Below are 14,386 nucleotides of genomic sequence, written 5' to 3'. Positions count from 1 at the left end.
TATTCCCTTGTTGATTGCCTTGCCGAGCTTGCAATGGTCTAATACCTAAGTGATTTTCAAACCCTTGGTAAACAGATAATGCAACAAGAGCATCAACCTACGTTTTTCTTTTTCGACTACGAAACGTGGGGAACTAGCCCTGCTAAAGATCGCCCGTGTCAGTTCGCAGGTGTTCGCACCGATATGGATTTCAATATCATTGGTGAACCTCTTGTCATCTACTGTCAGCCACCTTCTGATTACCTCCCTTCTCCGGAAGCCGCGCTTATTACTGGCATAACACCACAAACGGCTGTATCAAAAGGGTTACCAGAGCCTGAGTTTATTGCCAAAATCCATGAACAAATGGCAACGCCCAATACCACTAGCCTTGGTTACAATAGTATTCGCTTCGATGATGAAGTGACACGCTACACTTGTTACCGCAATTTTATCGATCCATACGCGTGGAGCTGGCAAAACGGTAACTCACGTTGGGATCTTTTAGATGTGATGCGCGCCTGTTACGCGCTGAGACCTGAAGGTATTGAGTGGCCAGAAAACGACGAAGGCTTTATTAGCTTTAAACTGGAGCACCTTTCTGTCGCCAACGGGATTGAGCACGCTAACGCCCATGATGCAATGGCAGATGTTATCGCAACGATTGAGATGGCCAAAAAAGTCAAAGCGGCGCAACCTAAGTTGTTCGATTACTTCATGAATATGCGTCATAAGCGTAAACTGAATGATTTGATCGATATCGTTAATATGACGCCACTGATGCACGTTTCAGGAATGCTGGGCAAAGAGTGCAACTACACTAGCTGGATGGTACCGCTAGCTTGGCACCCGACCAATAAAAATGCCGTCATCATGGTTGATCTGGCAAAAGATCCTCAGCCATTACTTGAGCTCGATGTGGAACAACTGAACGAGCGCCTTTATACCAAACGGGTCGATCTACAAGAAGGTGAATTACCGGTTCCAGTAAAACTAGTCCACCTTAATAAGTGCCCGATTTTAGCGCCAGCGAAAACACTAACCGCAGAAAATGCGGAGAATATTGGTATTGACCGCGAGCAGTGCCTGAAAAATCTTGCTCTTCTACGTCAAAATCCAGAAGTGCGTGAGAAACTGATTGGGCTATACAGTATTGAAAAAGAGTACGCCAAAGACAATGACGTCGATAGTATGCTTTATGACGGTTTTTTCTCTCCGGCGGATAAAGCATCGATGGATATTATCCGCGGTACCGATCCGAATAATCTAGCGGCTTTGGATATCTCATTTAATGATGATCGCATTGTCCCACTCCTATTCCGATACCGTGCGAGAAACTTCCCATGGACTTTAGATGAAAGTGAACAACAGCGCTGGGCTGTACATTGTCACGAGTACTTCGAAAGTCGTATTGAAGAGTACACCCTAAATTTGGAAAACTTAGTTCACGAACATGAAAGTGATGAAAAGAAACTGGCTATTTTAAAATCCATTTATCAATACGTTCAAAAGCTAGTATCTTAATACCCTAACGCCTGCACCCTACAGTCGCCTCATGAACATATAAATAGATAATCAGTGATGAGGCGCTGACATCAAGACGATTGGAATCATACCGGTCTTACACCTGGTATTGGACGTTGCATGCTTGCAACGGGCTTTTACATTTCGGACGACAACGACACATGGCGAAAACACTACTGAAATACGCCGTCTCTATGGGACTGATTTTCTTATGTCTCATGGCTGGCATTAACCTACAAACTCTTCTCGATATTTCGATACCGGGCAGCATCATTGGCATGCTGATTTTATTCTCCTTGTTAGCAAGTGGGCTCGTTCCTGTTGAATGGGTACGACCAGGTGCCAGCTTATTTATCCGTTACATGGTTTTATTATTTGTTCCGATTAGCGTTGGCTTAATGGAGCATTTTGATATGTTAATTGCTAATGCATTGCCTATTCTTGCCAGTGCAGTCGGAGGCACCTTTATCGTGTTGGTTCTTCTCGGGCTTATGCTGGATAGAATGCTGAAAGGAGGACACAAGTAATGTGGATTCTCGCAACTATCATCGTCTTCTTTTCAGCACGCTGGCTGTGTCAAAAGTTCAATAGCCCATTCATGAACCCATTGTTAGTCAGTTTAGCCGTGTTAATTCCAATGCTCACCTATCTCAAGGTGCCATTTGAAATCTATTACGCAGACAATCAGTGGATCAACTATCTATTGCAACCCGCTGTCGTTGCCCTTGCTTATCCACTCTATGAACAGCTTCCACAAATCAGAGCGAATTGGCGAATCATCATGCTCGCTTGTGGTGTCGGCAGTGTCATGTCGATGCTGACTTCCAGTTTAATTGCCGTTTACATGCAAGCAGATATCACCTTAATAGCAAGCTTACTGGGTAAATCGGTGACAACACCTATTGCTATGGAAGTTTCGAGCCACTTAGGCGGAGAGCCTGCGATTGCAGCGATCCTAGTTTTGATTGTCGGTTTGTTTGGCGCCATTTTAGCTTATCCGATCTACAACCTACTTAATATCACTCACCCTATTGCGAAAGGACTTACCATGGGCACTGTCTCCCATGCTCTCGGGACAGCAACATGTGCAGAGAAAGATCCTCAAGATGCAGCGTTTAGCTCATTGGCTTTGGTCGTTTGCGGCGTGATTACCTCTATCTTAGCGCCCTCGTTCTTCGCGTTTGCCTTGTGGTTATCTGCGTAAATAGAAATAGCAATGCTTCTAAGGGCTGATTTCAACATCAGCCCGACTCACTTCACTAAATTACTCCTTGCAATCGTTTTCATGTGTGAGCTCACTCAAAATATGTAACCAACAATTCCATTACATTATTTAGTGTGATCAAATGCACGGTAATGTTCTTCACTTCGCCTAAAATGAAATACCAGTATCAAAGCGCAGCTGTACTATTCAAAGAGGCTGTCGCAACGATATCATTTAAAGTTTATACAAGGATTCAACATGAGAAGCCGCATTGAACAAGCGCTAACAGATGCGCCAAGCCAACTAGCTGAGTACCTTTCCCCTATTCTGCTAGCCGACAACTTTGACGCGACTCTTTCAGCGCAGCAGTTTTCCGAAATGCTCTCTCTTACTGGTTTAAAAGATGACGAGCTTCGTGTCGCTCTACTTCCTTTTGCGGCCGCATACTCTTATGCTCCAATCTCAAACTTCTACGTCGGCGCGATCGTCCGTGGCTTATCGGGTCGCCTATACTTCGGTGCAAACGTAGAGATCTTAGGCGCTCAGCTAGGCCAAACCGTTCACGCAGAGCAGTCCGCTATTAGCCACGCTTGGATGAAAGGCGAAGAAGGTATCTCAGACATCACCATCAACTTCAGCCCTTGTGGTCACTGTCGCCAGTTTATGAATGAATTAACGTCGGCAAAAGAGTTAGTCATTCAGCTTCCTCAGCGTGACGAAATGACACTCCAGCAATACCTGCCTGAGTCGTTTGGTCCTTCTGACCTTGGTATTGAATCTGGTCTGATGGCGAAAGTCGATCATGGTAAGCAATGTGAAGAAAGTGATGCTTTGGTCGTCGATGCCATGAGCGCACTTAATCGCAGCCATGCGCCTTATACTAAGAATTTAAGTGGTGTTGCTATTAAACTCAAAGGCGGCAAAGTCTACTTAGGTGCCTACGCTGAAAATGCAGCGTTTAATCCAAGCTTACCGCCACTTCAAGTTGCTATGATCCAGCTACTTCTGGATGGTAAGTCTTTGTTTGATATTGAAGCTGCTGCATTAACTGAAATGGCGGATGGTACAATTAGTCATTTAGCAGATACCCAAGCCACATTAGAAGCGATTAACCCAGACATTCCCGTTAGCTATTTGGCTGTATAGCAAGAACTTGTGAAAACTAAAAAGGCACTTATTTACAGCGCCTTTTTAGTTCGTTTGAATTGAAAACCTTAGATACCTAAATATCGAAGAAAGGTTTTGGATCCACCTCTAAGCTCGTCGGTGCGATCGCCTTTTCAATCTTAGCGTTGCTTGATTTGGTATCAACAAAAGCCACATCAATAAAGCGCTTATATTTTCTAGAATAGAAACACTTCACCTCAGGTTTAAGAGGTTCAGCGGTATTCGAAGTCCAAACAATCCCGACTCGACCATCGCTCAGCTCAACCAATGCCCCAACGGGGTAGACGCCAATGCAATTGATGAATTTATAAACCAATTCGCGGTCAAGGTGAAAAGGTGTCAGGCTCAAGAGAATTTTAAACGCCTCGGCAGAGCTCATGCCTTTTTTATAACAGCGATCCGCTGTAAGCGCATCGTAGATATCTACAATACAGCTCATTCGCCCATGAATAGGAATTTGCTCAGCGGTTAGTCCATTGGGGTAACCTGTTCCATCCAGCTTTTCATGGTGCATTAAGCATACATCGCGACTAATATCACTTAGGCCTGTCACCGTCGTGATGATTTCACCAGCGTAAACTTGATGCATTTTCATGTGTTCGAATTCGTCGGGTGTCAAACGCGCAGGCTTATGTAGCACTTTATCATCCACTTTGATCTTGCCAACATCATGAATGATTCCGCCGATCGCCATCTGTTTTAACGTATCTTTAGGAAGATCTAAGTGCTTACCAAATGAAACTAATAACGTCGCGACGTTAACAGAATGCTCTAGTAAATACTCGTCCTTACTGCGTAACGCAGAAACACAATGAAGTGCATCGGAATCAATAAGCACGGATTCAATCAAGTCATCAGCCCAACCATCCAGCTCGTCGACATGAATGGCCTTACCTTCAAAGGTTTGATTTAAGATTTTCTGCGCTAAGCCTTTCGCATCACGGATGATTTTCGATGCTTTCTTTTGCTGGGAAAATCGGCTCATTTTTTTGCGTTTGATCGGTTTTAAGCTGCTGCTTTCCTCTTCAGCAACCACCTCGATGGAAACCGGTTTAAAAACACTGCCTTTAACGGACAAACTCTGATCTACCCAGGCAAATTTAACCCCGTTTTTAATCAACTGACCAATAGCCTGTTTGGTTGGTACTCGACCGGCATTCGCAAGATTGACACGTTTACTATCTTCTATCGCCGTAACAAACATCCCTACTGTAAGCGTATCAATAGGAATTTTGATCGACTGTTTTGGGTCATACTGCATCTGTTCAACTTCTGGTATCTGGCCACTCGTCCAAACGATCAATACAAAGGCTTTAGTCTCAATGCTGAGACGAAGCTTTCCATACATTTCAAATGGTTGCGGCTGTTATTATTTATAAAATACACGATATCTATATGTTTAAGATTATAATAGCTATTTCTGCTATTTCCTTTTTTGTTTTGCAGCTTTTGTCAAAATTATCATTATTGGGGAAGATTTTTTCGTCACATAACAAAGTTTTAAGTTATTTGACGCCATTAATAATTCATTGTAGCGAGTAATTGCTCCTTCAAACTTGCGCAAACGTTTGCTTTTTCTATTTTAATCCGTATTATCCCCACCAGACTCATATCCACTTAATTAGAAAGGTTTCCTATGTTTGGTACGGCTACTGCTCTTAATGCCACTCGCGTTCTTCTTCTTGGTTCTGGTGAACTTGGCAAAGAGGTGGCGATTGAATGTCAGCGTCTTGGTTTAGAAGTCATCGCTTGCGATCGTTATGAAAATGCACCTGCAATGCAAGTCGCCCATCGCAGCTATACACTGGATATGTTAGATGGCGATGCTCTCCAAGCCATCATTGACAAAGAAAAGCCAGATTTCGTCGTACCAGAAATCGAAGCAATTGCGACAGATAAGCTAGTCGAACTAGAAGCAAAAGGACTCAAGGTTGTTCCAACTGCCAACGCAACCAAATTGACAATGAACCGTGAAGGTATTCGTCGTCTAGCTGCAGAAGAACTAAACTTAACCACTTCCCCGTACCGTTTCGCCGATAGTTACCAAGAGTTTTCTGCCGCTGTTGAAGCTGTGGGCATTCCTTGCGTTTGTAAACCGGTAATGAGCTCTTCAGGCAAAGGTCAGAGCGTAATCAAAACCGCTGATGATGTACAAAAAGCTTGGGACTATGCGCAAGAAGGTGGCAGAACTGGAGCTGGTCGCGTTATTGTTGAGGGCTTCATCGACTTCGACTACGAGATCACGTTATTAACAGTACGTGCAGTTGATGGCGTTCATTTCTGCGCACCAATCGGTCATCGTCAAGAAGATGGAGATTACCGAGAGTCTTGGCAGCCTCAAGTTATGTCAGACAATGCATTGAAAGCCGCTCAAGAAGCTGCTGGTAAGGTCGTCAACGCATTAGGAGGCTTCGGTATTTTTGGCGTAGAACTCTTTATCAAAGGCGACACAGTTATCTTTAACGAGGTTTCCCCTCGCCCACACGATACTGGCCTAGTCACCTTAATGTCCCAAGACAGTTCTGAATTCGCACTACATGTACGTGCATTTACTGGTATGCCAATTTCAAGCATCACTCAGTATGGTCCAGCGGCTTCGGCAGTCATTCTAGGTCAAGGAACATCAGAGAACATTCGCTTTGAAGGCTTAGAACAAGCTCTAGAGGCACCACAAACACAGGTTCGTCTATTTGGTAAACCAGATATTGATGGACGCCGTCGACTAGGTGTTGCTATCACGCGACGTGATTCGATCGAGCAAGCGATAGAAGATGCAGTTGCAAGTGCAGCAAAAGTGAACATTGTTTACTAGCCGATTGGCAACTAGATCTTGAAAAAAGCAGCGTTGGCATTCTTTCTAATTCAAGAACCCAACGCTGTTTTTATTATGATTCGATTAGGTACACTTCTTCAGCAAAACGTGCTGATTCATGCTTCGCGATCTTCGGATGCTTCTCAGCCTCCTCATCACTGTTTAGTTTGGTGATCTTAAAACCAGAATATAGCGCTCGCACCTCTGACTCAGGGACCGCAAATGGTGGACCCGGCATGAGATCCTGATCGTAATCCAACGTGACCAATAGGATACGGCCTCTTGGCTTGAGCAAGGATTTCACTCTCTCTACATATTCCTCTCGCATCTCTTTTGGCAATGCTATTAAAGATGCTCGATCGTAAACGATATCGACAGGCTTGATGGGCGCGGTAAAGAAATCACCAGTGTAAATAGACAGCTCATCGAACTGGAACAATTCATGTTGGCCGTTAACAGGCATCACCATTGGCGTATAGAAATGTTCAGCAAAAAAGGCACGAACTGCGATATTGCTCAGCTCAACACCTTGCACATCTTGGTGTTTACTTGCTAACCAAACTAAATCCTCTGACTTACCACACAAAGGAACAAACACTGTGTCTTCAGGTGTTGGTAAGGTATGCGACCAGTATTCAATTAGTAATGGATTCACATCTTCTAGGTGAAACCCGATCTGGTTTGCCGCCCACTTAGAGTGCCAAAACTCACGATCCTTCATAACTATTCTCTGTTTCTGACTTGTAGGTCACATAGCCTATCTGAAAGTAACTCATAAGAAAATCCTCTCTCACGAGTTACTGAAGAAGCGATTCAGATTAGGTTCATATAACTACTTTATACTTACTTACAACTTAAGGATGAACTAAAGCGAAACTAGGAACTCCAATGAAATGGGAGCCAGTTCAAATATTCTAAATGGAACAGAAAAACCTTATTGGAATAGCGGAATTAGCCCCAAGATAATGATTAGAGATAAGTAGAACTTAGTGACAAAACCTTTTTTGACACCTTTTTCCTAAGCTACTACGAATCTAAGGAGAGTGAATGAGTCTATTCTTGCGTACAACGGCCCTAATGCTTTTGATGCTCAGCCGAGCACCCGCGTTTGCCGCTGTTCCACCTGCACCAGGCAGTGAAGAAAATCGTCCCGCGAACCAGAACGAAGTCTGTTCTCAAGCATTCAAACATAACCTAAGTGGCCTTTACGGCATTAAACCAATTTCATCAACGCCACTTCAGCCATATTCTGATTTTGATATTCTTTACAGCAAAGCGCATCAAGCTCAAGCCGAACTCGAAACCATCTGTAAAAGTACTGCCCTTCTAACCTCAACAGAAGCTTACTTTGCTGGCGTAAAATCAGCAGAGAGAGCAAAAGAGAAGATCGCATACGAGCTAGACGGTCAAACCGAGCGTATTACTGACCTAGCGAGAGCGACCATCGTAGCGGATGATATTGAAAGCCTAATGTCTGCCTACGAAGTTCTAAATCGTGAGACCACGATAGTTAAAGTGAAAAACCGCTTTAAAAATCCAGGCGCGTCAGGCTACCGTGACCTGAATCTTTTGGTTCAACTACCAAAAACAAACCTAGTGGCTGAAGTGCAAGTTCACTTGAAAGCCATTGCGGATGTGAAAAGTGGCCCAGAGCACGATCTTTACGAACAAATTCAAAAAATTGAGCGCAAAGCGGCTGCAGAGCGTAGAAGCTTCAACGAATTCGAAGTCGCGCAAATCAAAAACATGCGCAGCCAGTCAAAAGAGCTATATCAACAAGCTTGGCAGCCCTACTTAACGACTCACCTAAGCGCAGCTTAACCTAAACGAAAAGAGCCCTCATCGAAATGAGGGCTCTTTTTTATGAACGCTGCATGCTTCTATACAGAAAGCACTCTGTTTGCCGCAGACATAATCTCTGCGTCACTGGCATCTAAAGAAAGCGTAAACGACACATATTGATCACCACGCATGCTTAGTGAGCGATCCACTTCCGCTAAACAGTGCATTACACGGCCATCAAGGATGAAAGATAACTCAATCTCTTTCTTGTTAATAAAACCGTTGTTGCGAAATTCAATCTCTTGGTAACAGCCTGACTTTGACGTGAAGTTACCACCACGCAAATGGCCTTTCTCTACATCTGCTTTCACCATACCAAAACCAGCCTGCTCAATCGCAGAGATAACCTTAGCGGCTACTGGCAGCGGTTTCACTTCAACAAAGTCACGGTCTTTTGGATCGATAGCAAAATCAATGTCTAAGGTTGTTTCAACCCAAACGTGGCATTGGTTTTTCTTCGCGTTAAGGGCAGTGATTGGCGCTTCATCATCCAACTTTAGCTCAAAAGGCACCTGTTTATTTTCACCCGGTTGAATAGTAAAAGGCTGCACAGCTTCAAGTTTACCCAGAATGAAATCTTGATAACTTACACTGTCGTCACTTTCTACTTTAACTTCCGTACACAGCTTTAAGTTGATCGCATCAATATGTTGCTCAACGTCTCCACCTTGAATATGAACAACACCTTTAAGCATTTCGCCCTGAAATACAGACATGCTCTCTAGCACAGTGTCGACTTTTGCTGCGCCAATACCTAAAGAAGCTTTCAATTTACCGAACATCTCTTTCCCTTATGATTATCATTGTTTGCATTGATTTAACGTGTCACTAACGCAGATGGCAAGTGCTTTCTTACTGAATAGTGACGAATTAGTAGCTGTTTCTCACTTTTCCTAAGACTTACTTTTTCTTACTTTACTCACCACGTCCTTGCAATCGCAGCTCAAATGTATAACCATTTGTATAGTCAATAAATAGAAATGATCGAACCTTATGAGCAATTCTCCTCTGTATCTGCAAATCAAACAGTATATCGATGAAAAAATCACATCGGGGCAATGGCCGATAGGTCATCGAATTACCACTGAAATTGAACTGACCAAACAATTCAATGTGAGTCGTATGACAGTCAACAAGGCAATCCGCGATTTAGTGGCAGAGGGAAAGCTACAACGCAAACCAAGGCTCGGGACTTTTGTATGCTCAGCAGATGAAAAAGCGGAATCTCCGCTGCTTGATATTCGCAATATCGCTGAAGAGGTCAAGCAAAGAGGGAAAGATTACTCAAGTAAGGTTATTCATCAAATTGCTAAAAAAGCAGATGAGGCTATCGCAACCAAATTGGGCGTGATGCTCAACACAGACATTTTTTATAGTGAAATCATCCACTTTGAAGATAAATCTCCGATCCAACTTGAGCTTCGTTGGGTCAATGCACACTACGCGCCAGACTATCTTGAGCAAGATTTCACTCAAATGACGCCAAACCAATATCTATCAGAGAACTGCCCTTTGAGCGCCATCGAGCATACTGTAGAAGCTATCGTTGCAGACGACCACGTGCGTTCAGCGCTTAGACTTGGGGCCAACGAACCTTGTTTGCTCCTCAACCGAAGAACTTGGAGCCATGATAAGCTAGTGAGCTCAGCATTACTCTACCACCCCGGTACTCGTTACAAATTAAGTTCTAAAGTTTTACTTTCTTAGAGCATTTCATACTTTTTCATCGATCACATTTTTGCAACATCCAACTTGATCAATTGATCATCCTGAATCAATATTTGTATATACATTTAAATCAATGGATTTTGATACATGGTTGGAAACACACATTCACATCTGCAAGCCTCTACTCCTTACGATTTAGTGCTTATCAATGCCAGAATCGTTTCTATGGTGCGTGGCGAGCAAGGCTATCAAGTCAGTGAACCAACCTCTCTTGCTATTCAAGCGGGTAAAATCGCAGCAATTGGCGATATTGACGCTTCAGATTACCATAGCTTTGACTGCCGAAACCAGTTGATCACTCCAGGGTTTATCGATGCTCATACTCATCTCATCTTTGCCGGTAATCGCGCAAATGAGTTCGAAATGAGACTCAATGGTGTGCCCTATCAAGAGATCGCCAAACAAGGTGGCGGTATTTTATCGACCGTTAGAGCCACCCGAGCAGCAAGCGAAGAGCAACTCATTGAACTTGCTTTACCTCGTTTAGACGGTTTGATAAGAACGGGCGCGACCTCCGTTGAAGTAAAGTCTGGTTACGGCTTAACGCTTAAAGACGAAATCAAAATGCTTAGGGCTGCCAAAGCACTTGCCGATCATCGTAAAATCCGCATATCTACAACCTTGCTGGCGGCTCACGCAGTTCCACCAGAGTTTGCTGGCAAACCCGATAGCTACATCGACCTAGTCTGCCAAGAGATCATTCCTTTAGTTGCCGAAGAACACTTGGCCACCAGCGTCGATGTATTCTGTGAGTCCATTGGCTTCAATCTTGAACAAACTGAACGCGTATTTGCTGCTGCCCATCAATATGGACTCCAAGTTAAAGGCCACACTGAGCAGCTTTCCAACCTAGGAGGAACCACTCTCACGGCTCAATACTCCGGCTTATCCGCGGATCATATTGAATATCTCGATCAACACGGAGTCGAAGCACTGGCGCAATCAGGCACCGTTGCCACCCTTCTACCCGGCGCTTTTTACTTTTTAAAAGAGACACAAAGACCACCGATTGAGCTCCTACGCCAACACAATATCCCAATGGCACTTGCGACAGACTTAAACCCAGGCACCTCACCTTTCGCAGATTTGACTATGATGATGAATATGGGCTGCACGTTATTTGGCCTCACACCTGAAGAAACCCTTCGCGGAGTGACCTGTCATGCAGCAAAAGCATTAGGTTATGGCGAGAGCCGAGGTCAGCTACAACTTGGATATGATGCAGATATCGCCATTTGGGATGTGACTCAACCAGCCGATTTCAGCTATCAACAAGGCGTATCAAGACTTTCCGCTCGCATAATTAAAGGGGAAATCGATCATGTCTGAACTCAACCAATCTAAATGTCCATCGACTATCCAAGAGTTTCATTGGCAAGGCCGCCATGATGCGGAAGATGGCGCAATGGGAAAGCGAGTTCATCATGTTATAAAACAGATCCCCGTGAGTGAACTAGAACCGTATCGAAATGCAGTTAGCCTATTAGGTTTTGCCTGTGATGCTGGGGTCGCTCGAAACAAGGGCCGAGTTGGCGCACGTAAATCTCCTGACTTGATCCGTCGCGCTTTGGCTAACATGGCTTGGCACAAACAAAGTGCACTCATCGATTTGGGTAATGTTGTCTGTGAAGATGACTTGCTTGAGCAATACCAATCTGAATGTGCCGATGTAATTGCAATGGCGCTGCGTTCAACACCCGTCATTACCTTAGGTGGCGGCCACGAAGTAGCATGGGCGTCATTTCAAGGACTTGCCCGCTACTTTGATTATTTGAACCCAGCTACACCACCGAAGATAGGTATCATCAACTTTGACGCTCATTTCGATTTACGAGCATTTGAAAGCAGCCATGCCGATGTTAAACCCAGCTCTGGTACCCCGTTTAATCAAATCCATGATTATTGCGTAAAACACGATTGGCCATTTCATTACGCATGCTTAGGCGTTAGCCGCGCCAGCAATACACAGGCGCTATTTCAGCGCGCCGAAGAACTCAATGTTTGGTTTGTGGAAGATAAAGATCTTGCCCACTTAAACCACATTTATCACCTAACTCAATTGCAGCACTTCATCGACAAGTGCGACTACATCTACCTCACCATTGATCTGGATGTGTTTCCTGCTGCAACCGCGCCTGGAGTGAGTGCGCCAGCGGCCCGAGGGGTAAGCATTGACACCATTGCCCCATTCTTAGACAGAATTTTGCATTACAAACAAAAGTTGGTTATCGCCGATATTGCCGAGTACAACCCTACCTATGACGTAGATAGCCAAACCGCGAGGTTAGCTGCTCGACTTTGCTGGGATATTGCCAACGCTTTTTCAGAAAAATAACCATTAATAAGTAGTGGGCCTAACCCGAGTTCGCTTGGGTTGGAAGAGCTCTTGCTACTTAAATAACGTGAATCACAAGGAGTCTGACCATGACACAGCGCCAAGTTGAAGATAAGCGCCTTGATACCAGCCGCACTATTCGTGCTCCGCACGGTACCACTCTAAGAGCGAAATCTTGGCTAACGGAAGCCCCACTTCGTATGTTGATGAATAACCTAGATCCAGATGTAGCGGAGCACCCGCACGCCTTGGTTGTTTATGGCGGCATTGGTCGCGCAGCGCGCAACTGGGAATGTTATGACAAGATCGTAGAAGTACTTGAGCGTCTTGAAGATGATCAGACTTTATTAGTGCAATCTGGTAAACCTGTCGGTGTCTTTCCAACCCATAAAAATGCGCCGCGCGTTCTGATCGCCAACTCAAATTTGGTGCCACATTGGGCTAATTGGGAGCACTTTAACGAGCTCGATAAACAAGGCCTGATGATGTATGGCCAGATGACGGCTGGTAGTTGGATATACATCGGCTCTCAAGGCATTGTTCAAGGCACTTATGAGACTTTTGTCTCTGTCGCTAAAAAGCACTTTAACGGCGAGCCAAAAGGGCGTTGGATCCTAACGGGTGGTCTTGGCGGCATGGGTGGTGCTCAGCCTCTCGCAGGAACCATGGCAGGCTTCTCAATGATCGCGGTTGAATGTGACGAATCACGTATCGACTACCGCATCCGCACTGGTTATGTCGATAAAAAAGCGACAAGCCTAGATGAAGCTTTGGCAATCATCTACGAATCAGAGACTCCAGTATCTGTGGGTCTATTAGCAAACGCAGCAGACATCTTCCCTGAACTGGTTGAGCGCAACATTACGCCAGATGTGGTGACAGACCAAACCTCTGCACACGATCCCCTTAACGGCTACTTACCTCTTGGCTGGTCAATGGAACACGCCGCTGAGATGCGTCTAAAAGATGAAGCAGTGGTAGTGAAGGCGGCAAAAGAATCGATGGCAGTGCAAGTGAAAGCAATGTTAGAGCTTCAAGAACGTGGCGCAGCGACCCTTGATTACGGCAACAACATCCGTCAGATGGCTTTAGAGGAAGGAGTTGAAAATGCATTCGATTTCCCAGGCTTCGTTCCTGCCTATATTCGACCTTTATTTTGCGAAGGTGTTGGACCGTTCCGTTGGGCAGCCCTATCTGGCGATCCAGAAGACATCTACAAAACAGACCAGAAAGTAAAAGAGCTGATCCCTGACAATCCTCACCTGCATAACTGGTTAGATATGGCTCGTGAGCGTATCCAATTCCAAGGCTTACCGGCGCGTATTTGCTGGGTTGGTCTGAAAGATCGTGAGCGTCTTGGTCAAGCTTTCAACGAGATGGTTAAAAATGGTGAGCTTAAAGCGCCAATCGTTATTGGTCGTGACCACCTAGATTCGGGATCAGTTGCAAGCCCTAACCGTGAAACAGAAGGCATGATGGACGGTTCCGATGCTGTTTCTGATTGGCCGCTATTGAATGCGCTTCTCAACACGGCAGGCGGTGCAACTTGGGTATCCCTGCACCACGGCGGCGGCGTTGGCATGGGCTTCTCTCAACACTCTGGCATGGTGATCTGTTGTGATGGCAGTGACGATGCGTCCGAACGTATCGCTCGCGTCCTACATAATGACCCTGCAACTGGCGTTATGCGCCATGCCGATGCGGGTTACGACATCGCGAAAAATTGCGCAGCTGAGCAAGGTTTAGATTTGCCGATGCTCAACGAAGAACTCAAAAAGCTTAAGTAAGCAACCTG

At 45.0% G+C, this 14,386-nt stretch carries 13 protein-coding genes; 10 read left to right on the top strand and 3 right to left on the bottom strand.

The genetic code is table 11. From position 1 onward, the window contains the following. Positions 1–78 precede the first annotated feature (78 nt). The 4 genes from sbcB to cdd all read left to right on the top strand — a co-directional run bounded on the left by sbcB (position 79) and on the right by cdd (position 3,853). Entirely contained in the window at positions 79–1,503 is a 1,425-nt protein-coding gene (sbcB, locus tag GVO60_RS13030) for an exodeoxyribonuclease I (protein ID WP_159654694.1), read from the top strand. A gap of 161 nt (positions 1,504–1,664) precedes the next feature. After that, complete coding sequence (locus tag GVO60_RS13025; protein WP_159654692.1) at positions 1,665–2,030, top strand: CidA/LrgA family protein; 366 nt, start codon at positions 1,665–1,667, stop codon at positions 2,028–2,030. Continuing rightward, positions 2,030–2,707 carry a CidB/LrgB family autolysis modulator gene (locus GVO60_RS13020; RefSeq protein ID WP_159654690.1) on the top strand — a complete coding sequence of 226 codons (678 nt, stop codon included), beginning with the start codon at positions 2,030–2,032 and terminating at the stop codon, positions 2,705–2,707. Before GVO60_RS13025 ends, GVO60_RS13020 begins: the two co-directional genes overlap by 1 nt. A gap of 258 nt (positions 2,708–2,965) precedes the next feature. Beyond that, on the top strand, positions 2,966–3,853 hold the full coding sequence (cdd, locus tag GVO60_RS13015; RefSeq protein ID WP_159654688.1) for a cytidine deaminase: 888 nt from the start codon (positions 2,966–2,968) through the stop codon (positions 3,851–3,853). 76 nt (positions 3,854–3,929) lie between these two features. Here cdd and GVO60_RS13010 read toward each other — a convergent pair whose 3' ends face one another. Further along, positions 3,930–5,135 carry a cyclic di-GMP phosphodiesterase gene (locus tag GVO60_RS13010; RefSeq protein WP_159654843.1) on the bottom strand — a complete coding sequence of 402 codons (1,206 nt, stop codon included), beginning with the start codon at positions 5,133–5,135 and terminating at the stop codon, positions 3,930–3,932. 375 nt (positions 5,136–5,510) lie between these two features. On the opposite strand from GVO60_RS13010, the gene purT reads away from it, so the two are divergent. Further along, the gene (purT, locus tag GVO60_RS13005; protein WP_159654686.1) at positions 5,511–6,686 is read left to right on the top strand and encodes a formate-dependent phosphoribosylglycinamide formyltransferase; all 1,176 of its coding nucleotides are present in this window, start codon (positions 5,511–5,513) and stop codon (positions 6,684–6,686) included. A gap of 73 nt (positions 6,687–6,759) precedes the next feature. On the opposite strand, the gene GVO60_RS13000 is transcribed toward purT, so the two are convergent. Continuing rightward, positions 6,760–7,407, bottom strand: coding sequence for a thiopurine S-methyltransferase (locus GVO60_RS13000; RefSeq protein WP_159654684.1), 648 nt, complete (start codon positions 7,405–7,407; stop codon positions 6,760–6,762). 326 nt (positions 7,408–7,733) lie between these two features. Here GVO60_RS13000 and GVO60_RS12995 point away from each other — a divergent pair, with 326 nt between their 5' ends. Further along, a complete protein-coding gene (locus tag GVO60_RS12995; RefSeq protein WP_159654682.1) occupies positions 7,734–8,507 on the top strand; it encodes a RelA/SpoT-related domain-containing protein in 774 nt (257 codons plus the stop codon). Between the two features lie 59 nt (positions 8,508–8,566). Here the strand turns inward: GVO60_RS12995 and GVO60_RS12990 are convergent, their stop codons facing one another. Continuing rightward, positions 8,567–9,310: a sporulation protein gene (locus GVO60_RS12990; protein WP_159654680.1), complete on the bottom strand. Its 744-nt coding sequence runs from the start codon at positions 9,308–9,310 to the stop codon at positions 8,567–8,569. Between the two features lie 211 nt (positions 9,311–9,521). Between GVO60_RS12990 and hutC the strand changes: the two genes are divergently transcribed. From hutC to hutU, 4 genes are all read left to right on the top strand, one after another. Next, complete coding sequence (gene hutC, locus GVO60_RS12985; protein ID WP_159654678.1) at positions 9,522–10,235, top strand: histidine utilization transcriptional repressor HutC; 714 nt, start codon at positions 9,522–9,524, stop codon at positions 10,233–10,235. A gap of 108 nt (positions 10,236–10,343) precedes the next feature. Further along, positions 10,344–11,585: an imidazolonepropionase gene (hutI, locus tag GVO60_RS12980; RefSeq protein ID WP_159654676.1), complete on the top strand. Its 1,242-nt coding sequence runs from the start codon at positions 10,344–10,346 to the stop codon at positions 11,583–11,585. Beyond that, positions 11,578–12,591 carry a formimidoylglutamase gene (gene hutG, locus GVO60_RS12975; protein ID WP_159654674.1) on the top strand — a complete coding sequence of 338 codons (1,014 nt, stop codon included), beginning with the start codon at positions 11,578–11,580 and terminating at the stop codon, positions 12,589–12,591. Before hutI ends, hutG begins: the two co-directional genes overlap by 8 nt. Positions 12,592–12,680: 89 nt before the next feature. Then, complete coding sequence (gene hutU / locus GVO60_RS12970; RefSeq protein WP_159654672.1) at positions 12,681–14,378, top strand: urocanate hydratase; 1,698 nt, start codon at positions 12,681–12,683, stop codon at positions 14,376–14,378. Positions 14,379–14,386: the final 8 nt, after the last annotated feature.

It is taken from the genome of Vibrio atypicus, from assembly GCF_009811315.1.
GTDB classification, from domain to species: domain Bacteria; phylum Pseudomonadota; class Gammaproteobacteria; order Enterobacterales; family Vibrionaceae; genus Vibrio; species Vibrio atypicus.
This window is presented reverse-complemented; position numbering and strand designations above follow the sequence as displayed.